Annotated in this window: 21 protein-coding genes; 15 read left to right on the top strand and 6 right to left on the bottom strand. The window is 68.6% G+C overall.

What is annotated here, in order from left to right; genetic code table 11:
• Positions 1–42: 42 nt before the first annotated feature.
• The 12 genes from ACXJLH_RS16390 (at position 43) to ACXJLH_RS16335 (ending at position 13,932) form a co-directional block, all read left to right on the top strand.
• Positions 43–420 (top strand): hypothetical protein, encoded by a 378-nt coding sequence (locus tag ACXJLH_RS16390; RefSeq protein ID WP_157282083.1) that lies wholly within the window; start codon positions 43–45, stop codon positions 418–420.
• Positions 421–545: 125 nt separating this feature from the next.
• Positions 546–2,639: a 3-hydroxyacyl-CoA dehydrogenase NAD-binding domain-containing protein gene (locus ACXJLH_RS16385; RefSeq protein ID WP_457445288.1), complete on the top strand. Its 2,094-nt coding sequence runs from the start codon at positions 546–548 to the stop codon at positions 2,637–2,639.
• A gap of 30 nt (positions 2,640–2,669) precedes the next feature.
• Positions 2,670–3,845 carry an acetyl-CoA C-acyltransferase gene (locus tag ACXJLH_RS16380; protein ID WP_457320339.1) on the top strand — a complete coding sequence of 392 codons (1,176 nt, stop codon included), beginning with the start codon at positions 2,670–2,672 and terminating at the stop codon, positions 3,843–3,845.
• A gap of 5 nt (positions 3,846–3,850) precedes the next feature.
• A complete protein-coding gene (locus tag ACXJLH_RS16375; protein WP_056203739.1) occupies positions 3,851–4,276 on the top strand; it encodes a PaaI family thioesterase in 426 nt (141 codons plus the stop codon).
• A gap of 55 nt (positions 4,277–4,331) precedes the next feature.
• Positions 4,332–6,140 carry an acyl-CoA dehydrogenase gene (locus ACXJLH_RS16370; RefSeq protein ID WP_457445286.1) on the top strand — a complete coding sequence of 603 codons (1,809 nt, stop codon included), beginning with the start codon at positions 4,332–4,334 and terminating at the stop codon, positions 6,138–6,140.
• A 9-nt stretch (positions 6,141–6,149) separates the two neighbouring features.
• Positions 6,150–6,941, top strand: coding sequence for an SDR family oxidoreductase (locus tag ACXJLH_RS16365; RefSeq protein ID WP_457445284.1), 792 nt, complete (start codon positions 6,150–6,152; stop codon positions 6,939–6,941).
• A gap of 240 nt (positions 6,942–7,181) precedes the next feature.
• Complete coding sequence (locus ACXJLH_RS16360; RefSeq protein ID WP_457445282.1) at positions 7,182–7,619, top strand: PaaI family thioesterase; 438 nt, start codon at positions 7,182–7,184, stop codon at positions 7,617–7,619.
• Positions 7,620–7,852: 233 nt separating this feature from the next.
• On the top strand, positions 7,853–8,098 hold the full coding sequence (locus tag ACXJLH_RS16355) for a YXWGXW repeat-containing protein (protein ID WP_457391912.1): 246 nt from the start codon (positions 7,853–7,855) through the stop codon (positions 8,096–8,098).
• A gap of 285 nt (positions 8,099–8,383) precedes the next feature.
• Complete coding sequence (locus ACXJLH_RS16350; RefSeq protein WP_457320329.1) at positions 8,384–9,025, top strand: RpiB/LacA/LacB family sugar-phosphate isomerase; 642 nt, start codon at positions 8,384–8,386, stop codon at positions 9,023–9,025.
• Positions 9,026–9,065: 40 nt separating this feature from the next.
• Positions 9,066–11,390 (top strand): DEAD/DEAH box helicase, encoded by a 2,325-nt coding sequence (locus ACXJLH_RS16345; RefSeq protein ID WP_457445280.1) that lies wholly within the window; start codon positions 9,066–9,068, stop codon positions 11,388–11,390.
• 56 nt (positions 11,391–11,446) lie between these two features.
• The gene (locus tag ACXJLH_RS16340; protein WP_457320325.1) at positions 11,447–11,818 is read left to right on the top strand and encodes a hypothetical protein; all 372 of its coding nucleotides are present in this window, start codon (positions 11,447–11,449) and stop codon (positions 11,816–11,818) included.
• Positions 11,815–13,932, top strand: a complete 2,118-nt coding sequence (locus ACXJLH_RS16335) for a hypothetical protein (RefSeq protein ID WP_457445278.1) — start codon at positions 11,815–11,817, stop codon at positions 13,930–13,932. The genes ACXJLH_RS16340 and ACXJLH_RS16335 overlap by 4 nt, the downstream gene beginning before the upstream one ends.
• A 34-nt stretch (positions 13,933–13,966) precedes the next feature.
• Here the strand turns inward: ACXJLH_RS16335 and ACXJLH_RS16330 are convergent, their stop codons facing one another.
• The 3 genes from ACXJLH_RS16330 to ACXJLH_RS16320 all read right to left on the bottom strand — a co-directional run bounded on the left by ACXJLH_RS16330 (position 13,967) and on the right by ACXJLH_RS16320 (position 17,184).
• On the bottom strand, positions 13,967–15,457 hold the full coding sequence (locus ACXJLH_RS16330) for a tripartite tricarboxylate transporter permease (RefSeq protein WP_457445277.1): 1,491 nt from the start codon (positions 15,455–15,457) through the stop codon (positions 13,967–13,969).
• Positions 15,458–15,467: 10 nt separating this feature from the next.
• Positions 15,468–15,977, bottom strand: a complete 510-nt coding sequence (locus tag ACXJLH_RS16325; RefSeq protein ID WP_457445275.1) for a tripartite tricarboxylate transporter TctB family protein — start codon at positions 15,975–15,977, stop codon at positions 15,468–15,470.
• A 244-nt stretch (positions 15,978–16,221) separates the two neighbouring features.
• Positions 16,222–17,184, bottom strand: coding sequence for a Bug family tripartite tricarboxylate transporter substrate binding protein (locus ACXJLH_RS16320; protein WP_056203712.1), 963 nt, complete (start codon positions 17,182–17,184; stop codon positions 16,222–16,224).
• 190 nt (positions 17,185–17,374) lie between these two features.
• Between ACXJLH_RS16320 and ACXJLH_RS16315 the strand changes: the two genes are divergently transcribed.
• Positions 17,375–18,055, top strand: coding sequence for a response regulator transcription factor (locus ACXJLH_RS16315; RefSeq protein WP_457391917.1), 681 nt, complete (start codon positions 17,375–17,377; stop codon positions 18,053–18,055).
• A 10-nt stretch (positions 18,056–18,065) separates the two neighbouring features.
• The gene (locus tag ACXJLH_RS16310; RefSeq protein ID WP_457445274.1) at positions 18,066–19,496 is read left to right on the top strand and encodes a sensor histidine kinase; all 1,431 of its coding nucleotides are present in this window, start codon (positions 18,066–18,068) and stop codon (positions 19,494–19,496) included.
• Positions 19,497–19,503: 7 nt separating this feature from the next.
• On the opposite strand, the gene ACXJLH_RS16305 is transcribed toward ACXJLH_RS16310, so the two are convergent.
• Complete coding sequence (locus ACXJLH_RS16305; protein ID WP_457445272.1) at positions 19,504–20,235, bottom strand: siderophore-interacting protein; 732 nt, start codon at positions 20,233–20,235, stop codon at positions 19,504–19,506.
• Between the two features lie 111 nt (positions 20,236–20,346).
• On the opposite strand from ACXJLH_RS16305, the gene ACXJLH_RS16300 reads away from it, so the two are divergent.
• Complete coding sequence (locus tag ACXJLH_RS16300; RefSeq protein ID WP_457445270.1) at positions 20,347–20,742, top strand: MarR family winged helix-turn-helix transcriptional regulator; 396 nt, start codon at positions 20,347–20,349, stop codon at positions 20,740–20,742.
• Between the two features lie 6 nt (positions 20,743–20,748).
• Here the strand turns inward: ACXJLH_RS16300 and ACXJLH_RS16295 are convergent, their stop codons facing one another.
• Together ACXJLH_RS16295 and ACXJLH_RS16290 are read right to left on the bottom strand one after the other, a co-directional pair.
• Positions 20,749–21,753, bottom strand: coding sequence for an aldo/keto reductase (locus ACXJLH_RS16295; RefSeq protein ID WP_056203707.1), 1,005 nt, complete (start codon positions 21,751–21,753; stop codon positions 20,749–20,751).
• A gap of 70 nt (positions 21,754–21,823) precedes the next feature.
• Positions 21,824–22,702: a LysR family transcriptional regulator gene (locus ACXJLH_RS16290; RefSeq protein ID WP_457445268.1), complete on the bottom strand. Its 879-nt coding sequence runs from the start codon at positions 22,700–22,702 to the stop codon at positions 21,824–21,826.
• Between the last annotated feature and the right edge of the window lie 43 nt (positions 22,703–22,745).

The following is a 22,745-nucleotide window of genomic DNA, read 5'->3' as shown; positions in this document are numbered from 1 at the left end:
CGATACAGTGCCAACGGACAACGGTGTCAGGGGAGAGAAAAAATGGACAACGGTCAACTGTTGCAGCTGGTGGGCAGCTTTGCTGTGGGCGGTTTGGTGGCGGGAGGTGCCGTCTACGCCTGGGCAGCCAAACGAATCAAGCGCGAGCATGAGCGGGTGATGCACGTGGAGCAGTCCCGCCAACTTGGCGCCCAGCAGCTCACCCAGGCACGCAAGCAGGTGGAGCAGCTGCAGCGCGATTGCCATGAGCTGCGCCTGGCAGTGCGGCCCGCGCCGCGCCAGGCTCCTGCACCTGTTGCCCCCCTGGATGCCGCCGAGGCCATGCGCCGCTATGCCGAGGCCAAGCTGCAGCCGCCAGCGGAGCCGGAGGCGGCCAAGGCGTTCAAGGACACCGTGGTCCTGCCCAAGTCCCAGTACTGAGCCCTTCACGGCCTTGTCACTGCCGGGACAAGACTGCGCGGCGGGCGCTGCCTAGAATCGAACGGTCGTTCTATTCTGGGCCGGCTGCGCAAGGCGCGGTGGGCCCGCCAACTGAGGTCGTGCCCATGACAGCCCATTACGAAGTTCGCGGCAGCGTCGCCGTGATCACGCTCGACAACCCGCCGGTCAATGGCCTGGGTTTTGCCACCCGCGCCGCCGTTGCGGCCGGTGTGGAGCGCGCCGAAGCCGATCCGGCCATCACCAGCCTGGTCATCACCGGCGCCGGCAAGGCCTTCTCGGGCGGTGCCGACATCAAGGAGTTCGGCAGCCCCAAGGCCTTGGCCGAGCCGAACCTGCTGAGCCTGATCGCTGTCGTCGAGAACTGCAGCAAGCCGGTCGTCGCGGCCATCCACAGCGTCTGCATGGGCGGTGGCCTGGAGTTGTCCCTGGGCTGCCACTACCGCGTCGCGCAGACCGGCACCAAGGTCGCGCTGCCCGAAGTGAAGCTGGGCCTGCTGCCTGGCGCCGGCGGCACGCAGCGCCTGCCGCGCGCGCTGGGCGTGGAGCCCGCGCTGAACATGATCGTCAGCGGCGAGCCGGTGGAGGCGCAGATGCTGGCTATGGTCCCGGGCCAGAAGCTGTTCGACAAGATCGTCGACGCCGACGTGGTCGACGCGGCGGTCAAGTTCGCTGAAGAAGTCTCCGAGAAGCGCCCGCTGCCCAAGGTGCGCGACCTGAAAGCCCGCCACCCCAACGCCGAGGCCTACTTCCAGTTCGCCCGCAACATGGTGGGCGGCATGAGCAAGAACTTCCCGGCACCATTGCGCTGCCTGGAGACCGTGGCCAGTGCTGTCAACATGAAGTTCGACGACGGCATGCGCGCCGAGCGCGAGGGTTTCATGGCATTGATGCTGACGCCCGAGTCCAAGGCGCTGCGCCACCTGTTCTTCGCCGAGCGCGTGGCCAGCAAGATCTCCGACGTGCCCGAAGACACGCCGCTGCGCACCATCGCCAAGGTGGGCGTCATCGGCGCCGGCACGATGGGTGGCGGCATCTCGATGAACTTCCTGAATGCGGGCATCCCGGTCACCATCCTGGAGACCAAGCAGGAAGCGCTGGACCGCGGCGTCGCGACGATCAAGAAGAACTACGAATCGCAGGTCAAGAAGGGCAAGCTCAAGGAAGACAAATACGCCCAGCGCATGGCGCTCTTGAGCACGACGCTGAACTACGCGGACCTGGGTGACGCCGACCTCATCATCGAGGCGGTGTTCGAGGAGATCGGCGTCAAGGAGGCCGTCTTCAAGCAGCTGGACGAAGTCGCCAAGCCCGGCGCCATCCTCGCGTCCAACACCTCGACGCTGGACGTCGACAAGATCGCCTCCTTCACCAAGCGCCCGCAGGACGTGGTGGGCATGCACTTCTTCAGCCCAGCCAACGTGATGAAGCTGCTGGAAGTGGTGCGCGGCAAGGAAACCGCCAAGGATGTGCTGGCCACGGTCATGGCCATTGGCAAGAAGATCAAGAAGACGGCTGTCGTGTCGGGCGTCTGCGACGGCTTCATCGGCAACCGCATGATCGAGCAGTACAGCCGCCAGGCCGGCTTCCTGCTCGATGAAGGCTGCACGCCGCAGCAGGTCGACAAGGCGGTCGAGAAGTTCGGCTTCGCGATGGGCCCGTTCCGCATGGGTGACCTGGCTGGCAATGACATCGGCTGGGCGATCCGCAAGCGCCGCGCTGTCGAGCGCGCCAACATGAAGTACTCGGCGAGCGCCGACCGTCTGTGCGAACTCGGTCGCTTCGGCCAGAAGACCGGTGCTGGCTGGTACGACTACTTGCCCGGCAAGCGCGACGCGATCCCGTCCCCCGTCGTCGAGGAGATGCTGGCCAAGCACCGCGAAGCCATCGGCGCCAAGAAGCGCGACATCACCGACGAGGAGATCGTGCACCGCCTGGTGTTCGCCCTCGTCAACGAGGCCGCCCACCTGCTGGAAGAAGGCATCGCCCAGCGCGCGTCGGATGTGGACATGGTCTACCTGACCGGCTACGGCTTTCCCATCTTCCGCGGTGGCCCGATGTGCTACGCCGACACCCTCGGCCTCTTCAACGTCGTGCAGGCAATGAAGCGCTTTGCCAAGAACCCGATGGATGACGGTGCGTTCTGGACGCCCGCCCCGCTGCTGGCCCGCCTCGTGGCGGAAGGCAAGAGCTTCACTTGATCGCAGCGCGCGACTGACAAGGAACAAGACATGAGCAACGCACTGATCGTCTCCACCGCCCGCACGCCGCTCGCCAAGAGCTGGAAGGGCGCGTTCAACATGACCCACGGCGCCACACTCGGCGGCCACGCGGTCAAGGCAGCCGTCGAGCGCGCCGGCATCGATGGCGGCGCCATCGAAGACGTGCTGATGGGCTGCGCCACGCCCGAAGGCGCCACCGGCTCCAACATCGCGCGCCAGATCGCGCTGAAGGCCGGCCTGCCGATCACGGTGAGCGGCGTCACCATCAACCGCTTCTGTTCCAGCGGCCTGCAGACCATTGCGATGGCCGCGCAGCGCATCATTGCCGGCGAGGGCGATGTCTACATCGCCGGTGGCGTCGAGAGCATTTCCTGCGTGCAGCAAGAGGCCAACAAGCACATGCTGGTCGACCCGGCGCTGATGAAGCTCAAGCCCGAGATCTACTGGAACATGCTGCAGACCGCCGAGAACGTGGCCAAGCGCTACAACATCTCGCGCGAGCGCATGGACCAGTACGGCGCCGGCAGCCAGCAGAAGGCCTGCGCCGCCCAGGCCGCCGGCAAGTTCGCCGACGAACTGATCTCGGTCACGACGACCATGGGCGTGGCCGACAAGGTCATGGGCCTGATGAGCAAGGAAGTGACCATCAGCGCTGATGAGGGCCTGCGCGAAGGCACCACCTATGACGCCATCAAGGACCTGCGCTCCGCCATGCCCGGCGGTCTGATCTCGGCCGGCAACGCCAGCCAGTTCAGCGACGGTGCCGGCGCCTGCGCGCTGGTCAGCGAGCAATACGCGTCCACGCACAACCTCAAGCCCATCGGCCGTTTCCTCGGCTTTGCCGTGGCCGGTTGCGAGCCCGACGAGATGGGCATCGGCCCCGTCTTCGCCGTCCCGAAGGTGCTGAAGAAGCTCGGCCTGACGGTTGCCGACATCGACCTGTGGGAACTGAACGAAGCCTTCGCCGTGCAGGTGCTGTACTGCGCCGACACGCTGGGCATCCCGATGGACCGCCTGAACGTCAACGGCGGCGCGATTGCGGTGGGCCACCCCTACGGCGTGTCGGGCCAGCGCCTGACCGGCCATGCGCTGATCGAAGGCAAGCGCCGCGGTGCCAAGCGCGTCTGCGTGACGATGTGCATTGGCGGCGGCATGGGCGCGGCTGGCATCTTCGAAGTGCTCTGAAGACCATGGCCGTCTCGCCGGAGGTCTTCCTGCAGATGGGCCGCGAGATCCTGGCCAAGCAAGCCTTCAGCCGCCTGCTCGGCACGGAACTGGCGGCGCTGTCCCCGGGCAAGGTCGAGCTGCAGTTGGTGCTCAAGCCCGAGCATCTGCAGCAGCATGGTTTTGCGCATGGTGGCGTCGTCAGCTATCTGGCCGACAACGCGCTGACCTATGCCGGCGGCACGGCCATGCAGGTCGAGGTCGTGACGAGCGAGTTCAAGGTGAACTATGTGCGTCCGGCCGTTGGCGAACGCCTGATCGCCCGCGCCAGCGCCGACGCGGTCAGCAAGAACCAGGCGGTCTGTCGCTGCGAGATCTTTGCCGTCAAGGGCGGCGCCGAGAAGCTCTGCGCGCTGGCGCAGGGCACCATCGTCCGCGTAGCGGGCGACTGATCATGGCCGACCTGGGCATTGAGCCCACGGCCGTCACCACAACGGGATAGCAGCCATGCGCGACACCCTGGAGTTCCTTCTGTTCGACTGGCTGCGTGCTGGCGACCTCACCGCGCGCGAGCGCTTTGCCGACCATTCGCGCGAGACCTTCAGCGCCGTGCTCGACACCTGCGAGCGCATCGCCCGCGAGAAGTTCGCGCCGAGCTACAGGCTGATGGACACGGAGGAGCCGCGCGTGGTTGTGGATGAAGGTGGCGAGCGCGTGCACCTGCCCGCGGCGACGCTGGAGGCGGTCAATGCCCTGGTCGACTCCGGCATGATGGCTGCGGCGCATGACTACGAGCTGGGCGGCATGCAGCTGCCCTGCCTCGTCGAGACGGCCGCCAATGCCTTCGTCAGCATGGCCAACGTCCACGCTGGCTCCTACGGCGTGCTGACGACCTGCAATGCCAACCTGCTGATGGAACACGGCAGCGAGCGCCAGCGCGAGGTGTTCGCCAAGACGCTGCTGGCTGGCCAGTGGTTCGGCACCATGTGCCTGTCGGAGCCGCAGGCGGGCTCGTCGCTGTCCGATGTGGTCACGCGCGCCGAGCTGGAGGACGAGAACGACGCCCTCGGCCCGCGCTACCGCCTGCGCGGCAACAAGATGTGGATCTCGGGCGGCGAGCATGAGCTGCGCGAGAACATCGTCCACCTGGTGCTGGCCAAGATCCCGGGGCCGGACGGCAAGCTCATTCCGGGCACCAAGGGCATCTCGCTCTTCATCGTGCCCAAGCAAATGGTCGGCGAGAACGGCCAGCTGACCGGCGAGCGCAATGACATCGCGCTGGCCGGGTTGAACCACAAGCTCGGCCACCGCGGCACGACCAACTGCCTGCTGAACTTCGGCGAAGGCCGCTTCCAGCCGGAAGGCAAAGCGGGTGCCGTGGGCTATCTCGTCGGCAAGCCCGGCGAAGGCCTGCGCTGCATGTTCTTCATGATGAACGAGATGCGCATTGGCGTGGGTCTCGGTGCCGTCATGCTGGGCTATGCCGGCTACGAGGCCAGCCTGGAATACGCCAAGCAGCGTCCCCAGGGCAGGCCGATGACCGCGACGGGCAAGGACGCGGCCAGCCCGCAGCGGCCCATCATCGAACACGCCGATGTGCGCCGCATGCTGCTGGCGCAGAAGAGCTATGTCGAGGGCGGCCTGGCGCTGGAGCTGTACTGCGCCCGCCTCGTCGACGAGCTGAACACCGGTGACGCGAAGGCCGAGGCGCAGGCGCTGCTGGACGTGCTCATCCCCATCGCCAAGAGCTGGCCGAGCGAGTGGTGCCTGGAGTCCAACTCCCTGGCCATCCAGGTGCTGGGCGGCTATGGCTACACGCGTGATTTCCCCGTCGAGCAGTACTGGCGCGATCAGCGCCTGAACATGATTCACGAGGGGACGCATGGCATCCAGGCGCTGGACCTGCTGGGTCGCAAGGTGGTGCAGCAGGGCGGGGCGTCTCTCGCTGCTTTGGCCGCGCGAGTGCAGCAGACCATCGAGCGCGCGATGCAGACCGACTGGGCGCCGCAGGCCAACCAGCTGGCCGCAGCGTTGGCACAAGTGGGCGGCGCGACCAAGAAGGCCTGGAGCACGGGCGAGCCCGAAGAAGCGCTGGCCAATGCGACGCCCTATATGCAGGCCTTCGGCCACACGGTGCTGGCCTGGCTGTGGCTGGACGTCGTGCTGAGCGTGCACGGGGACAGCGACTTCGCCCACGGCAAGCGCGCCGCGGCCCGCTACTTCTTCGCCTACGAGCTGCCCAAGATCGGCGCCTGGCTGGACGTGGTTGCGCGCCGCGAGCCGCTGTGCCGCGAAATGAAAGCTGAATACTTCTAAGGAGACACCATGAGCACCAAAGTCCAAGACCTCTTCGACCTGAGCGGCCAGGTGGCCCTCGTCACCGGCGGCTCGCGTGGCCTGGGCCTGCAGATCGCCGAAGCCCTCGGTGAAGCAGGCGCCAAGATCATGCTGACCTCGCGCAAGGCGGCCGACCTGGAGGAGGCCGCGGCCCACCTGCAGGCGCGCGGCATCGACACGCGCTGGGTGGCGGCCGATGCGTCCAAGGAGGAAGACGCGCAGCGCGTCGTCATGGAGACCATGGAGCGCCTGGGCCAGATCGACATCCTCGTCAACAACGCCGGTGCCAGCTGGGGCGCGCCCGCCGAGGAGCATCCCATCGAGGCCTGGGACAAGGTCATGGACCTCAACATCCGCAGCCTCTTCGTCTTTGCGCAAGCGGTGGCCAAGGCCAGCATGATCCCGCGCAAGTCGGGCCGCATCATCAACGTGGCCTCCATCGCGGGTCTCGGCGGCAACTCGGCCGTCATGAAGACCATCGCCTACAACACCAGCAAGGGCGCGGCCGTGAACTTCACGCGCGCGCTGGCCGGCGAGTGGGGCCAATACGGCATCACCGTCAACGCGCTGGCGCCGGGCTTCTTCCCGAGCAAGATGACCAAGGGCCTGATGGCGACCATCGGTGAAGAGCAACTCGCTTCCCACGCGCCGCTGAACCGCATCGGCGATGACGACGACTTGAAGGGCGCGGCCCTGCTGTTTGCGTCCAGGGCCGGCAAGCACATCACCGGCCAGATCCTGGCGGTGGACGGCGGCGTCAGCGCCATCCATGGGGGATAAGCCTAGAAACGGCAGTCGACCGCTACCCAGCGCATGCAAGTTCTTGCTTCATCACAAGATTGGACCCACGGCCACGTTCACCATGTGGGTGGCAACGCTGCACGCCCGCCTGGCCTGCGCTGGCGCACGCTGGCCGCGTTGCTTCTCCTCGCGGGCGCGAGCCCGCAGCGTCGTCGCGCCTTGCCAGCGCACCCCAGCGCAGCCCCTTCGGCCGCGCCCAACTACCGTTTCTAGGCTGCCATGGAATTCCCGGTCCACATCCCCTTCGTCCAGCAACTCGGCTTCACGCTGCACTCGGTCGGCGACGGCGAAGCCGAGCTTCGGCTATTGATCAGCGAACAGCACCTGAACTCCTGGCGCGTGGCCCATGGCGGCGTGGTGATGACGCTGCTGGACGTGGCGATGGCGCATGCCGCCCGCAGCGTGAACCGGCACCTGCCGGACCTCGGTCCGGGCGTCGTCACGGTGGAGATGAAGACCAGCTTCATGCGCCCCGGCGAGGGTGAACTGCGGGCGGTGGGCAAGCTGCTGCACCGCTCGACGACCATGGCCTTCTGCGAGGGCTCGGTCTTCGGCGCGGACGACAAGCTCTGCGCCCACGCCACCGGCACCTTCAAATACTTGAGGGCGCTGCCGGCCGGGCGCCAATTGAAGCCGTTGGGTGGCGAGGGCGACTGAGGCCCGCTTTGCACAACTTTGCGGCACGACGGGCGCTTGTCCGACCACCGCGCGTCGGGGCCAGTCGTTGAATGACCTCCTGTCACTTGGAGATCGTCATGCTCAACAGAACCCTCCTCGCTTCGTGTCTGGTCGCCAGCTGTGCCTTTGGTGCAGCAGCACTCCCGACCGCAGCCGCAGCACAGGTCAGCGTGTCCATCCGGACCGCACCCCCGCCCCCACGTCATGAAGTGATGCCGGGCGCGCGCCGCGGCTATGTCTGGGTGCCCGGCTATTGGAACTGGAACGGCCGCCGCCACGTCTGGCAGCAGGGCGTCTGGGTGAAGGAGCGCCGCGGCTACATGTACAACCAGCCCGCCTGGGAGGAGCGCAACGGCCACTGGGAGCTGCGGCGCGGTGGCTGGGCCCGGGGCGACGCGGACCGTGATGGAGTGCCCAACGGTGCCGACCGCCGGCCCAACGATCCCCACCGCCGCTGATGCTGCGAGGCTCGCATCGCATCGATCGCGGGCTCGAGTGCTTTTATGAAACGGCGTTCCAATATTTGGCGCAAGTGGCACAATGGCGCCAGCGTCAGCACCTCGCTTCGAGGTGCGCGGTTGGCCAGGTTGCTCCATCGGGACCATGCAGTCCCGGCCTTTCGAGGCGGACGCCTGGCATGACGGCCCGCGCTCGAGCCCCTCTGGCTCGAGCAGCCGCGGCCCATGCAACCGGGGTGGCCTGTGCCGCCCCAGCCCCCATTCCGCTACCGAAAGCCACCCGCCATGAAGATCGCCCTCATCATCGAGAACAGCCAGGCCGCCAAGTCCGAGATCGTCCACAACGCCCTCAAGACCGTCGCCGAGCCGCTGGGCCACAGCGTCCACCACTACGGCATGTACACGCCCGAGGACAAGGCGTCGCTCACCTACGTGATGAACGGCCTGCTGGCCGGCATCCTGCTGAACTCCAAAGCCGCCGACTTCGTCGTCACCGGTTGCGGCACCGGCATGGGCTCCATGCTGGCCTGCAACTCCATGCCCGGCGTCTTCTGCGGCCTGGTCATCGACCCGACCGACGCCTTCCTGTTCGGCCAGATCAACGACGGCAACTGCATGTCCATGCCCTACGCCAAGGGCTTCGGCTGGGCCGCTGAGCTGAACCTGCAGGACTGCTACCGCAAGCTGCTCGAGAACGAGCGCGGCGCCGGCTACCCCAAGGAGCGCGCCGCCATCATGGCCAAGAACCGCGGCATCCTGAAGGACCTGAAGGCCGCGTCGTGCAAGGACATGCTGACGACGCTGAAGGCCGTCGACCAGGACCTGCTGAAGGCCGCCGTGTCGGGCGAGAAGTTCCAGGAACTGTTCTTCACGAACTGCCAGGACGACGCCATCGCCGCCCACATCAAGGGTGTGCTGAAGTCCTGAGTTCGGCCGCGACAGTCTCGCGGGCTGCGAGACTGTCGCGATGCCTGTCGCACCTCCACCTCACCTGACGCTGCGCACGCTGACGCGCGGCGACGGCTTGCTCGGCCTGCGCCCGCGCGGCGCCCTCGGCCCGCGGGGCGAGCAAGTGACGGTGGCGATGCTGGCTGCGGCCGACGTGCAAGCCGAGCTGGCGCTGCTGACGCGTGGCCTGATTGCGCTGGACCCGGCCCTGCTGCAATGGCGCGGTGCGCCGCAGCCTTTGGGCGCTTCGCTCTGGACCCTGGTCCAGGAAGAGTTCTTCGGCGACTTCAACGCCGAGAAAGTGCCGGAGCTGCGGGCCCTGGGTTGGCAGGTCACGACCGAGCCCGGCTTTGCCCACCACAGCCAGTTCGTCAGCGGCTGGCAGCTGGGCCTGACGGAAGAAGTGCCCGAGGCGCCCAAGCCCGACCGGCGTGTCGAAGGGTTGGGTCTGGAGCGGCGCACCGGCGCCTGGCTGGTCAGCCTGGGCATGGAGGTGGATGGCCAGCGCATCGACCTGGCCCCGCTGATCGCCAACCTGCTGCGCAAGGACAAGCGCTGGCTCGACGCGGTGGCGATAGGCGCCATCGAGGACGACGCCATCGTGTCGCTGCGCGCGCCTGGTGGCCGCCGCTATCACGCCGTTGCCGCGCCGCTCAAGGCCATCATGTTGGCGCTGCTGGATCTGCTCAAGCCGGTGGAGCTGGAGGAGGGCAAACCGCTCAAGCTCAATGCCTGGGACGCCGACCGCATCCGCTGCATCGAGGAGGAATCGCGCGGCCGCTGGCAGATCCATGGCGACGCGGGCCTGAAAGCGCTGGGCCAGCGCCTGCTGGCGGCCGGCGCGCCGACTTCGATGGCGCAGCCCGAAGGTCTCGGCCTGCAGCTGCGGCCCTATCAATTGCATGGCCTGGCCTGGCTGCAATACCTTCGCGAGCAGGGCCTCGCCGGCATCCTGGCCGACGACATGGGCCTGGGCAAGACGGCGCAGGCTCTGGCGCACATCTGGGCCGAGAAGCAGGCCGGCCGGCTGGACCGCCCGGCCCTCGTCATTGTGCCGACCTCGCTGCTCTTCAACTGGCAGCAGGAGGCCGCTCGCATCGCGCCGGGACTCAGGTTGATGACCTGGCATGGCGCCGATCGCGAGGCGGCGCAACTCGCCGATACCGACGTCGTGCTCAGCACCTACAGCCTCGTCTGGCGCGACCTGCGCAAGCTGTCCGCCCAGCCCTGGCATCTGCTGATCCTCGATGAGGCCCAGGCCGTCAAGAACGCCCAGGCCCGTGCCGCCCGCGCGCTGCGGCGCCTGGACACGCGTCACCGCCTGGCCCTCACCGGCACGCCGCTGGAGAACCACCTCGGCGAGCTGTGGTCGCTGTTCGACCTGCTGATGCCCGGCTTCCTCGGCGACTCGCGCAGCTTCGCGCGCCATTGGCGCAAGCCCATCGAGGTCAACCGCGACGGCCCGCGCGCCCGCCTTCTCGCGGCGCGTGTGCGGCCCTTCATCCTGCGACGCATGAAGACGGAGGTCGCCACCGAGCTGCCGCCGCTCACCGAGCTGGTCAAGCGCGTCACGCTGGTGGGCCAGCAGAAGCAGCTCTACGAGAGCGTGCGCGTGGCGGCCGACCACATGGTCAGGCGCATCCTGGCGCGCGACGGCTTCAACGCCACCAGCCTGATCAGCGTGCTGGACGCGATGCTGAAGCTGCGGCAGGTCTGCTGCGACCCGCTACTGCTCAAGGGTGTGGCGATGCCGCCCTTTGTGGAGCGCGCCAAGCTCGAATGGCTGCGCGAGCACCTGCCCGATTTCGTCGCCCAGGGCCGGCGCCTGCTGGTGTTCTCGCAGTTCACCGAAATGCTGGACCTGATAGCCGCCGAGCTGGACCGTCTGGGCCTGCCCCATCTGCGCCTGACCGGCCAGACCGCCGCATCTGCGCGTGGCGAGGTCGTGCGCCGCTTCCAGGCGCGCGAGGAGCCCATCCTGCTGGCCAGTCTCAAGGCCGGCGGCGTGGGCCTGAACCTCACGGCCGCGGACACCGTCATCCACGTCGACCCCTGGTGGAACCCAGCCGTGCAGGCCCAGGCCAGCGCGCGCGCCCACCGCATCGGCCAGGATCAGCCGGTGTTCGTCTACCAACTGGTGGCCCAGGGCAGCATCGAGGAGCGCATGCTGGAGCTGCAGGCGCGCAAGAAGGCCTTGGCCGACGGCCTGCTCGGCAGCGACGACGGCAGCAGCCTGAGCAAGTTCGGCGAGATGGAACTGAAGCTGCTGCTGGCGCCGCTGGAGGAGGCCGAATCTGGCCTGCGGCAGCCGCCAGCCGCCGACCTTCCCCACTTCTACGGATGACCCCGGCGCGGGCCGGCGGCCTACTCATGCCGGTCAATCAAGATCAGGAGCCAGCCATGACCACCCGAGAACACATCATCACCAACATCAAGGTCGACCTCGTCGTGAATACCAAGGACGATCTGCGCCGCATCGTGTTCGGGCTGGAGAAGGTCAGCGACGACAACGGCCTGCCGACCTGGACCATCCACTTCAAGCTGTTCCGCCGCGATGACAAGGCCGTGGCCTACGGCGAAGCGCGCGTGAGCCTGGACGTGGTCGTCGACAAGGAATTGCACAGCAAGGCCGCCGCCACAGCCACCAACGGCCTGACCGCTACGCAGGCCGCCTTCCTGGCCGGCCCGGCGTCCAACGCGGCGCTCGCGAGCCAGCAGCCCGGCGGCCCAGCGGCCGATGCCACCATCCAGCGCACGCTGATCAAGCGGTGAGGCGCCCGCCACTGGGCGCGTGCTGGGCGCTGTCCCTGCCCGCCCTGCTGGCGCCCGCCGTCGCCAGCGCCGGCCCGCAAGCCGGGCAGGCTGCGGTGGTCGTCGGCAATGCCTGTCCGGCCAACGGCGCCTTTGGCGGCATGCCCATCCATGCCGTGGACGTGCAGACGCCGCTGGCCTTCCTGCCCTGGATCCGCGCGGACCTGAACCAGGCGAAGGCCCTGGCCGAGCCGCTGCGCGGCACGCCCTACAGCGCCGGCCAGGTCACGGCCGTGTGGAACCAGATCGCGGCGCTGCCCTTCGCCAACCTGGATGTCGAGGCCCGTGTCGGCGGCCGCGTGCTGCCGGTGATGGTCAGCTGCACGCCGCAGGGCCTGGACCTGGTGTTCTTCGTCTACGCCATCAAGGCCTCCCTGTCGGTAGGGCTCACCTGGGAGTCGCGCCAGCGCGAGACGGCGGCGCCAGAGCGCCAGTCCGGGCAGGAGGCCTTGCGCCCGGGCATGCGCCTGCAACCGCGCCTGGGGTATCGGGCCGGCGAGGGCGCTGGCGCCGGGGTGGCGGCCTTGTACAACCGCAGCGGTGCCGGTGCCGACGCCGACACCCTCAATTGGCGCTCCCTCGCCGTCGATGCCTACGCCAGCGATCGGCTGCGCGACGTGGCGCTCGCGCTGGAGGGAGGCCGGGAGCACAGCGACGGCATCTGGGCCCACACGGCCTGGCGGCTGGGCTATGCCGACCAGTCGGTGCCCGCCAAGGCCGTGTCGCGGCTGGGGCAGAACAACCTCGAGGCCCAGGCCTTCGCTCAGACGCATCCGCTGGGCAGCTGGGCGCTGGCGCTGCGCCTGGGAGCGGCGCTGGACGCCGGCCAGCACCGCAGCCGCGGCCAGGACGACCCCGCCGCAGGCCTGGTGGCGGACCAGCGCTACCAGTCGCTCAAGCTGATGGCCGGCACCACGGCACGGCTGGCGCGGCAGAGCCTGGCCGCGAGCTATGCGGTCGAGTTCGGCGCCGGCAGCGGCGGCGCGGGCCTGGACTGGGTCAAGCAGATCGTCGACATCGCCCATGAGGGCCGCTGGCTGGTGGCCGACCATCGCAGCCTGTCGCTGGAGACGCGTCTGACGCTGGGCCATCTGCGCGAGGCAGGCCTGGTGCCCCACGGCGCGCGCTTCTTCGCCGGCGGGCGCGAGCAGCCCTTCATCGGCGGCGAGGAATGGCAGATCCGCGCGGCGCCGCTGCTGCGCAGCCTGGGCACCAATGCGCTGGCCGGCAGTGCCGCCAGCCCGGGCTATCGGCGCTTCTCGGCGCTGAGCCTGACGGCGGCGCTGCCGGTGTTCAACCAGCCCCTGGTACCGGCCGAGGCCTACCGCGACGCCCAGGTCCGCGCCGCGCTGAACGGCCAGCTGGACTCCGCCGTCGGCGCCCTCGCGGCGGACAACCGCACCACCCTGCCGACCTATCTGCAGGCCATTGCGCAACTGCCCAAGGTGCAGCAGACCATGGGCGCGCTGGATGGCGCCGTGGCCGCCGTGCAGCCCCCTGCGGGCAGCGCCGACAGCGATGCGTTCGCCGCCTGCAAGGGGCAGCTCGCTCAAGCCCAGGACGAGATCACCCAGGTGTTGCAGGAGTCCAGCCTGACGCAACTGGGCCTGTTCACCGAACTGCTGCCCGGTGAAGACACCGCCAACACCCTGGGGCAGGTGGTGGCGCTGTGTGTGGAGGGCTTCAACGCCGGCCCGCGCAACCCGCGAATCACGCAACAAGGCGCCGTGCTGCGTGCCGACATCGAGCAGCTGGCGCGGTGGTTCGCGGCGGCCGATCCCAAGCTGGCCGAGCGAGACGCGCGCCGCGAGATCGAGCCGGTGCGCCATATCGTCGACACGCTGATGGACGAGATCAATGCCGTCGCCATCAACCCGCTGCTGATGCTGGATGCGGTGAATCTCGGCCCGCGCCTGAGCGGCCCGCGTACCCGCCTTGCCGTGGGCACGGGCCTGCGTGTGACGCTGGTGGACAGCGTGGATTTCAGCCTGGGCTACATGGCCAACCTGCGCCGCCAGGCCGGCGAGGCGCGGGGTTCGTTCTTCGTGACGATGCAGTTCAAGGACCCGTTCTGATCCCGGTCGTCGCAGTACGGGACGGGCGCCGGCGTCAGCGCCCCGCGGCCACCCAGCGCCATGCACGTGGCAGCAGCAGCACGGCGGCCAGCACCACCAGCAGGCCCACGGACAGCGGCCGCTCGATGAAGACGCTCCAGTTCCCGCTGCCGATGGACAGTGCATTGCGCCCCTGGGCTTCGGCCAGGGGGCCGAGGATCATGCCGACGACGATCGGCGCGGTCGGGAAGTCGAAGCGCCGCATGGCGACGCCCATCAGCCCCAGGCCCAGCATCAGGAAGAGATCGAAGGCGCTCTGGCGCATGCCGTAGACGCCGACGGTGGCGAAGATCAGGATGCCTGCATAGAGCTGCGGCCGCGGGATCTTCAGCAGCTTCACCCACAGGCCCACGAGCGGCAGGTTCAGCACCAGCAGCATCACGTTGCCGATGTAGAGCGACGCGATCAGCGCCCATACCAGGGCCGAGGACGTGGTGAACAGCTGCGGGCCGGCCTGGATGCCGTAGTTCTGCAGCGCGCTGAGCAGGATGGCCGCGGTGACCGAGGTCGGGATGCCCAGCGTGAGCAGGGGCACCAGGGTCGCCGTGACGGCGGCGTTGTTGGCGGCCTCCGGGCCGGCCACGCCCTCGATGGCGCCGGTGGTGCCGAACTCTTCCTTGTGCTTGCTGAGCTTGCGCTCGGTGGCATAGCTCAGGAAGGTCGGGATCTCCGAGCCACCCGCGGGGATGGTGCCAAACGGGAAGCCGATGAGGGTGCCGCGCAGCCAGGCTGGCCAGGAGCGCCGCCATTCCTGGCGCGTCATGTGCACGCTGCCCATCTTGTTGAGGTCGGCAGTGCTGCGGCCTTCGTAGAGGGCGAGATACAACGTCTCGCCCACCGCGAACAGGCCGACCGCGACGAGCACGGTCTCGATGCCGTCCATGAACTCAGGCACGCCGCCGGTGTAGCGCACCTGGCCGGTGATCTGGTCCAGGCCGATCAGGCCCAGCGCCAGGCCGATGAAGAGCGACGTCATGCCGCGCAGCGTGCTCTTGCCCAGCACGGCGCTGACCGTCGTGAAGGCCAGCAGCATCAACAGGAAATACTCCGGCGGGCCGAGGGTGACGGCGAAGTCTGCGACGAGGGGCGCGAACAGCGTGACCAGCACGGTGGCGATGGTGCCGGCCACGAAGGAGCCGATGGCCGCGGTGGCCAGGGCAGCGCCGGCGCGGCCGCTCTTGGCCATCTTGAAGCCTTCCAGCGCCGTCACCATGGTGCCGGTCTCGCCGGGGGTGTTGAGCAGGATGGAGGTTGTCGAGCCGCCGTACATCGCGCCGTAATAGATGCCGGCGAAGAAGATCAGCGACGCCGTCGGTTCCACCTGGGTGGTGATGGGCAGCAGCATGGCCACCGTCACCGCGGGGCCCAGGCCGGGCAGCACGCCGATGGCCGTGCCGATGACGCAGCCGAGGAAGGCCCACATCAGGTTGATGGGCGTGCCGGCGGTGGCGAAGCCGCCGAGCAGTTGGTTCCAGAGATCCATCATGGTGTTTTCCTCACAGCCAGCCGCTGGCCGTCAGGCCGGGCAGGTTGATCGCCAGCAGCTTGGTGAAGAGCCAGAACACCGGCGCCGCGATGCAGATGCCGGTCGCAAGGTCCAGCAGGCCACGCTTGATTGCGCCGCCCGTCTTGCCTTCCGAAATTCGCAGGCCGCGCACGGCGAATGCAAAGCACAGCGCGCAGGACAGGATGAAGCCCAGCGTCGTGATGAGGCTCGCGTTGAGGATGACGCCAGCGATGACCCAGGCGACGGCCTTCCAATCGCCACGCTCGGCACCCGACGGCGCCTCCATCTCGCGGTAGCCCCCTGTGCGCGCCTCCCAGACAAGCCAGGCGCCGCAGATCATCAGCACCACCGACACCAGCCAGGGCAGGGCGTTCGGCCCGACACCGGCATAACCGGCCTCCGACGAGATGAAGGTCGCGCCGTAGGCCATCACCGCGCCGATCAGCAGGGTGCCGACGCCGACGAATGTCTGGCCGTTGGAAGAGGATTTGTCGCTCATGGGGCTGCCTCAGTTCAGTATTTAAAACGCGGGCCGAGCGCCGGGCCGCTCCCAAGCCGGCCCGCGGGCGATGTGTTCGCGGCTCAATGCCGCGGACATCGCCGTCCCCTCGGGGGCTGAGGCCGGACACGATAAGCCCTGTGGGCTTGTCGTGCCTGCCGAAGAGCTGCGGCATTGCCGCAGCGCGGTCTGCAAGACCGACCAGGCTTGCCGGCGTTCAGCCGGCGCAAGACTGGGCGAGGGGCTAAATCATCCCCGACTTGACCATGATCGCCCGCAACGTCGCGAACTCGCGGTCGACGAAGGCCTCAAACTCGGGGCCGGACAGCAGTGCCGGCGTCCAGCCGTTCTTGTCGATGGACTCCGCCCAGCTCTTGCTCTTGGTGGCCGCGACGACCATGTCCGTCAGCGCCTTGCGCTGCTCGGGCGTGATGCCGGGCGGCGCGTAGACGCCGCGCCAGTTGCCGATCTCGACGTCGATGCCCAGCTCCTTGAGCGTCGGCGCATTCAGGCCCTTGATGCGGGTCGGCGCCGTGACGGCCAGCGCGCGCATCTTGCCGCTTTCGAGATAGGGCTGGAACTCGCTGAAGCCGCTGCCGCCCACCGTGACGTTGCCGCCCAGGATGGCCGCCACCGCCTCGCCGCCGCCGCGGAAGGGCACGTAGTTGATCTTGGCCGCGTCCACGCCGACGTCGCGCGCGATCATGGCCGCGGCGACATGCTCGGTCGAGCCGCGCGAGCCGCCGCCCCACTTGACGCTGCCGGCGTCCTTCTTGAGCTGCTCGACGACATCCTTCATCGTCTTCAGCGGCGATGCGGCATGGACGACGTAGACGTTGTATTCGCTGAGCAGCCGCGCAATCGGCGTGGCCTGGGCCAGCGTCACCGGCGGCTTGCCGGTGATGATGCCGCCCAGCATGACGGCGCCCATGACGATGAGGGCATGCGGGTCGCCCTTGCTGGCGTTGACGAACTGGGCCAGGCCCAGGGCGCCGGCGGCGCCGCCCTTGTTCTCGAACTGCACGGAGGACGCGAGGCCCGCGTCCTGCAGTGCCTTGCCCAGTGCCCGGCCGGTGGTGTCCCAGCCGCCGCCGGGGTTGGCGGGGATCATGAGCTTCATGGGCACGCCGGCGGCGTTGGCCTGCAATGGCCAGGCGCCGGCTGCGGCCAGGGCCGCCAGGGACTTCAGGAAGGTATCGCGACGCATTGCTTGTCTCCTTGTCGTCTCGGGGCGTATCCCGCCCCGGCATGATGGCCGAGCCCCTGCGGATGAGGAAGCGGCCGGTTTTCTTTTACAGCCCGCATGGTTGACGACGAGGCTGTCAATCCGCTGTCCATGGCCTCGGGGTAAACCTCAGCCCCTGTTTCATTGCGCCGCGGTGCTAGCCTGCCGGCCCATGAAGCTGCTGGTGATCGAGGACAACGCCGCGATGCAGACGACGCTGCAGCGCTCTTTCGAGCGGCGCGGCTTCAAGGTCGTCATCTGCGACGACGGCGCGCGGGCGTTGAGCCGCTGGCGCGCCAGCGTGCCGGACGTCGTGCTGCTCGACCTGTCCCTGCCGGGCCAGGACGGGCTGGACGTGCTGTCCCAGGCGCGCGCCGAGGGGCTGACGACGCCGGTCATCATCATCACGGCCCGCGGCACGCTGGGCGACAAGATCCTCGGCCTGAACACCGGCGCCGACGACTACCTGCCCAAGCCCTTCGACCTCGACGAGCTGGAGGCCCGCATCCGCGCGCTGGTGCGCCGCCAGGGCCAGGCCAGCGAGGCCCGGCCCGCCGACGCACCGAGCTTCTGCGGCCTGCGCGCCGATGCCCAGAGTGGCGCCGTCTACCACCAGGGCCAGCCGCTGGATCTGGCGCCGCGCGAGGCCGCGCTGCTGCGCGCGCTGCTCGTGGGACCGGGCCAGGCGGTGGCCAAGGACAAGCTCTTCGAACTGGTGTTTGCGGACGCGGCGGATGCGCTGCCCGATGCGATCGAAGTCGTGGCCTACCGGCTGCGCAAGCGACTGCCACCAGGAAGCGCCAGGCTCGTGACGTTGCGCGGCCTGGGCTACCTGCTGCAGTCGGACGACTGAGCCGCGTTCGATGAAGCGCCTCGCCGCCCTGTCCATGCGCGCCCGCCTGCTGTGGGGCATCCTGCTGCCCGTCGGCCTGCTGGTGGCCATCAACACGTTCAGTCTTTACCGCGAAACGCTGCGCGCCGTCGACACCGCCTACGACCGCACGCTGCTGGCGTCGGCCAAGGCCATCGGCGAGCTGCTCGGCGTGGCGGGCAGCGGCGAGCAGGCGCGGCTGCTGGCGCCCGTGCCGTATTCGGCACTGGAAGCCTTCGAGACCGATGGCCGCAGCCGGCTCTACTTCAAGGTGCGAGGCTTCAAAGGCGAGCTGGTCTCGGGCGACGAGGACCTGCCCGACTGGACGGGCAAGCTGCCCGACCAGGGCGCCTACCAGGCGCTGGTGGACTTCTACGGCGCGCGCTTCCGTGGCGAGCCGGTACGCATGGCCGTGCTACTGCAGCCGGTGTCTGGCCAGACCGGCATGGGCCTGGCGACCATCCAGGTTGCCGAGACGCTGCACCTGCGCCGGGGCCTCGCGCGCCAGGTCTTGCTGCACACGCTGTGGCGCCAGGCGGCGCTGCTGGCCGTCATCGCCATCGTCGTCTGGACCGTGGTGCAGCGCGCCACCCGGCCGGTGCGCGAGCTCAGCGCCGCGCTGCGTACGCGTGACGCCGACGACCTCAGCCCGCTGCAGGCGCCTGGCCTGCCCGTCGAGCTGACACCGCTGATCGTCGCCACCAACGAGGCGCTGGCACGACAGGCGCGGCTGCTGGAGCACCAGAAGCGCTTTGTGCGCGACGCCTCGCACCAGCTGCGCACACCGCTGGCCGTGTTGAAGGTGCAGGTGCAGTCCGCCCGCCAGGGTGATGTGGAGCCGCTGCAAGCCCTGGCCGAAATCGACACCACGGTGAACCGCGCCACCCAGCTTGCCAACCAGATGCTGGCCCTGGCGCGCGCCGAACAGATGCGCCAGCCGGGCGAGGCCATGCCGACGCAGGACTGGGCGGAGATCACGCGCGCTGTGGCCCTGGACCTGGCGCCGCTGATCGCCAAGCAGGGCCTGGACTTCGACATCCACACCGAGCCCGCGGCCGTCGAGAGCCACGAGTGGGCGCTGCGCGAGCTGACGCGCAACCTGCTGCACAACGCCATCCAGCACACGTCGGTGGGCGGGCGGCTGGCCATCGCGCTGTCGCTCGACATGGGCATGGCGCAGCTGTTGATTGCCGATGGCGGGCCGGGGCTGACGCCGCAGCAGCAGGAGAGGCTCTTCCTGCCCTTTGCCGTCGGCGATGCCGGCAAGGGATCAGGCCTGGGGCTGGCGATCTGCCTGGCCCTGGTTCATTCCCTGGGCGGCCAGATCGAACTGGTCAATCGGATCGAAGGCGCGCGCGTGTCGGGCCTGGACGCCCGTGTGCGGCTACCGCTGGCTGATTCGCCGCGCGGCCACAAGGCATGAACTCGGCTCAGGCCTCCAGCGTCTCGTGAAAGGCTGTGGCGCCGGCCTTCCAGTAGGCCGCCACCTTCAGCGCTTCCTTGGGCAAGCCCTTGGCTACGAGCAGGGCCCGCACCGAGGCCATCGCGGACGCTTCACCCGCGGCCCAGGCGAAGCCTTCGCCATCGGGAAGCTTCAGTGCGGCGACGGCGGATTGCAGCGCTTCGGGGGTTTGGACCCAGTTCACTTCCGTCTGCGCACGGCCGGTAAACAGCCGGCGGTCCGCGGCGTCGCCGACCTGCAACACCGTGATGACGCGCGCCTCGGGCGGCAGTTCTTCCAGGCGGCGATGCACCGCTGGCAGGGCGGAGTCGTCACCGATCAGCAGGTGCCAGTCGTAGTCGGTCGGGATGACCATCGAGCCTCGGGGGCCGCCGACCCTGAGGTGTTGGCCAACCGCGGCCTGGCCGGCCCAGTCGGAGGCGGCGCCGGCGCCGTGCAGCGCGAACTCGATCGTCAGCTCGCAGCGCTCGCGGTCGAAGGATCGCGGCGTGTAGTCGCGGCGATCCGTTTCACCGAAAAAGAGCTTCACGTGGTCGTCAAAGGAGTCGGACCGGAAGCTCGCCAGGGACTCGCCGTGCAGGGTCACCGAGACGAAGTGTGGGCTGAGCTGCTCGACGCGGCTGACTTCGAGGTCGCGCATCAGCAGCTCATGGCGGACGCGCTGGATGCGGCGCACGGGCGCCGTGGTGGGGTCGGACATGATGGGCTGGAACATTGGTTGATAATGTCATCCATCATGCGCAAACAAGTTGATATTGTCAACAATAAGGGCAGCCTCGCCGAAGAGGTCGTGGAGAGCGTTCACTCGGTCATGCACCGGTTCCGCTCGCTGCAGTTCCAGGCGCTGAAGGACGCCGCGCATGACCTGAGCCACATGGAGGCCAAGACACTGGGTTTCTTTGCCTCTCGCCCGGGCGCGACGCAGAGCGAGCTGGTGCAGCACTCTGGGCGCGACAAGGGCCAGGTAGCGCGGTTGATCGCGGGCTTGCGCGAGCGTGGCCTGCTGGAGGCCACTGCGGATGCCACCGACAGGCGCAGCGTGCACCTGCAGGTCAGTGCGGCGGGCAAGGCATTGCAGCAGCAGGTGCGCAAGCAGGCTCAGCGCGTGTCAGCGCAGGCCGTCAGCGGGCTGGACGAGGCGGAGTGCCGGCAATTGCTGGCGCTGCTGGCCAAGCTGCGCGAGAACCTGGCGGCCCCCGGCGGCTGAGCGGCCTCAGCCGGCGGCCTTCTCGAGCGCCAGCGCGGAGTCGACCGCCGCCAGCTCCGCATCGGTCAGTGGCGCTGCCGAGACGATGCCCAGAGCGTCATCGATCTGGCCCAGCCGGCTGGCGCCGACCAGGATGGACGTCATGCCAGGCTGCCTCAGCACCCAGGTCAGGGCCAGCTGCGCCAGCGTCTGCCCACGCGCATCCGCCAGTGCCTTGAGCGCGCGCAACGCCGCCAGCCGTCCCGGCGTGATGTCGGTGGGCTTCAGGAAACCGCCCAGCGCGGCGCGTGAGTCGGCAGGGATGGACGAGAGGTATTTCTCCGTCAGCAGGCCCTGGGCCAGTGGCGAGAAGGCGATGCAGCCGATGCCTTCTTCGGCCAGCACCTCCAGCAGGCCACCCTCGACATGACGGTCCAGCATGCTGTAGCGCGGCTGGTGGATGACGCAGGGCGTGCCCAGCCGCCGCAGGATGGCGCTGGCTTCGCGGGTCTGCGCGGCCGAGTAGTTGGACAGGCCAACGTACAGCGCCCGCCCGCTGCGCACGGCCTGGTCCAGCGCGCCCATCGTTTCCTCCAGCGGGGTGTCGGGATCGGGGCGGTGCGAATAGAAGATGTCGACATAGGGCAGGCCGAGCCGCTTCAGGCTCGCGTCCAGGCTGGCGAGCATGTATTTGCGCGAGCCCCATTCGCCGTAGGGGCCCGGGTTCATGCGATAGCCGGCCTTGGTCGAGATGATCAGCTCGTCCCGGTGGGCCTGCAGGTCCTCGCGCAGCACGCGGCCCATGGTCAGCTCGGCCGAGCCTGGGGGTGGGCCGTAGTTGTTGGCAAGGTCGAAGTGGGTGATGCCGCGGTCGAAGGCGCCGAGCAGCATCGTGCGGGCGTTGTCGTAACGGTCGACGTCGCCGAAGTTGTGCCACAGGCCAAGCGACAAGGTTGGCAGCAGCAAGCCGCTGCGCCCGCTGCGGCGATAGGGTTGGCGGTCGTATCGCGAGGAATCGGGCGTGTGGCTCATGCGAGATGCGCGGCGCGAGGCCGCTGAAGATGGCGGTGAAGGCAGGAGCGGGATGGTAGTCGCCGCTTCCTCAGGCGTGCGCCGCTTCGAGCGCCTGCACGAGCGTCGCCGCGGCCCGGGTGGGCGCGGGGTCGTGGCGGTAGATGCAGGCGAAGCTGCAGTCATACCTCAGCTCATCGACGGACACGGCGCGCAGGCGGCCGGCGTCGACAAAGGGATGGGCGTAGTGGTCGGGCAGGAAGCCAACGAAGCAGCCGGTCAGGATCAGTGTGGCGACGCCTTCCTGGTCGGACGCCGTGGCCGCACGCTCCAGCTTTTGTCGGTGCGTCAGCACCAGGTTGGGCGAGTGGTAGCCCAGGCCCGCCAGTTGCTGGCCTCTCAGGTCCGCCCAGCTCCAGCGGTGGTCGGCCTTGAACCATGGGTGGCTGCTGCCGGCGTAGAGGTGCATCTGCTCGCCGAACAGCGTCCGGTAGGCCAGGCTCTCCGACCTTCGATGCTCCGGGATGACGCCGACCTGGAACTGGCCCGACAGCACGCCCTGCTCGATGTCGGTGATGGTGCCGACATGGATGTGCAGCTTCACGCCCGGTGCCGTCTCGTTGAACTGCGCCAACGCGCGGTCGATGTGGCAGGCGGGGTTGCTGACGGTCTTCTCGAACAGCGCCAGGTGCAACTCGCCGCCGATCTGGTGGTGGATCTCTTCCAGTCGGGCGCGGAAGTCGGTGGTGGCGGACAGCAGTTGCAGCGCCGCCGCGTAGAGCTCGGCACCCTCGGCCGTCAGCGCAAACCCGGCGCGGCCGCGGCGGCACAGCACCAGGCCGAGGCGCTCCTCCAGGTCCTTGATCTGCCGGCTGATGGTCGGCATGCCGACGTTGAGCTCCAGCTCCGCCGCCGCCATGCCGCCGCATTCGACGACGGCTTTGAAGACCCTGAGCAGGCGCAGGTCCACGTCTGCAATCTGGCCCGGAAGACGTGCGTCGTTTGGTTTCATT

The sequence above is a fragment of the Roseateles sp. P5_E4 genome, assembly GCF_054049255.1.
This window is presented reverse-complemented; position numbering and strand designations above follow the sequence as displayed.

Coding starts and splice junctions, on each gene's coding strand:
- ACXJLH_RS16390 (WP_157282083.1), top strand. CDS start 43: ATGGACAACGGTCAACTGTTGCAGCTGGTGGGCAGCTTTGCTGTGGGC.
- ACXJLH_RS16385 (WP_457445288.1), top strand. CDS start 546: ATGACAGCCCATTACGAAGTTCGCGGCAGCGTCGCCGTGATCACGCTC.
- ACXJLH_RS16380 (WP_457320339.1), top strand. CDS start 2,670: ATGAGCAACGCACTGATCGTCTCCACCGCCCGCACGCCGCTCGCCAAG.
- ACXJLH_RS16375 (WP_056203739.1), top strand. CDS start 3,851: ATGGCCGTCTCGCCGGAGGTCTTCCTGCAGATGGGCCGCGAGATCCTG.
- ACXJLH_RS16370 (WP_457445286.1), top strand. CDS start 4,332: ATGCGCGACACCCTGGAGTTCCTTCTGTTCGACTGGCTGCGTGCTGGC.
- ACXJLH_RS16365 (WP_457445284.1), top strand. CDS start 6,150: ATGAGCACCAAAGTCCAAGACCTCTTCGACCTGAGCGGCCAGGTGGCC.
- ACXJLH_RS16360 (WP_457445282.1), top strand. CDS start 7,182: ATGGAATTCCCGGTCCACATCCCCTTCGTCCAGCAACTCGGCTTCACG.
- ACXJLH_RS16355 (WP_457391912.1), top strand. CDS start 7,853: ATGCCGGGCGCGCGCCGCGGCTATGTCTGGGTGCCCGGCTATTGGAAC.
- ACXJLH_RS16350 (WP_457320329.1), top strand. CDS start 8,384: ATGAAGATCGCCCTCATCATCGAGAACAGCCAGGCCGCCAAGTCCGAG.
- ACXJLH_RS16345 (WP_457445280.1), top strand. CDS start 9,066: ATGCCTGTCGCACCTCCACCTCACCTGACGCTGCGCACGCTGACGCGC.
- ACXJLH_RS16340 (WP_457320325.1), top strand. CDS start 11,447: ATGACCACCCGAGAACACATCATCACCAACATCAAGGTCGACCTCGTC.
- ACXJLH_RS16330 (WP_457445277.1), bottom strand. CDS start 15,457: ATGATGGATCTCTGGAACCAACTGCTCGGCGGCTTCGCCACCGCCGGC.
- ACXJLH_RS16325 (WP_457445275.1), bottom strand. CDS start 15,977: ATGAGCGACAAATCCTCTTCCAACGGCCAGACATTCGTCGGCGTCGGC.
- ACXJLH_RS16320 (WP_056203712.1), bottom strand. CDS start 17,184: ATGCGTCGCGATACCTTCCTGAAGTCCCTGGCGGCCCTGGCCGCAGCC.
- ACXJLH_RS16315 (WP_457391917.1), top strand. CDS start 17,375: ATGAAGCTGCTGGTGATCGAGGACAACGCCGCGATGCAGACGACGCTG.
- ACXJLH_RS16310 (WP_457445274.1), top strand. CDS start 18,066: ATGAAGCGCCTCGCCGCCCTGTCCATGCGCGCCCGCCTGCTGTGGGGC.
- ACXJLH_RS16305 (WP_457445272.1), bottom strand. CDS start 20,235: ATGTCCGACCCCACCACGGCGCCCGTGCGCCGCATCCAGCGCGTCCGC.
- ACXJLH_RS16300 (WP_457445270.1), top strand. CDS start 20,347: ATGCACCGGTTCCGCTCGCTGCAGTTCCAGGCGCTGAAGGACGCCGCG.
- ACXJLH_RS16295 (WP_056203707.1), bottom strand. CDS start 21,753: ATGAGCCACACGCCCGATTCCTCGCGATACGACCGCCAACCCTATCGC.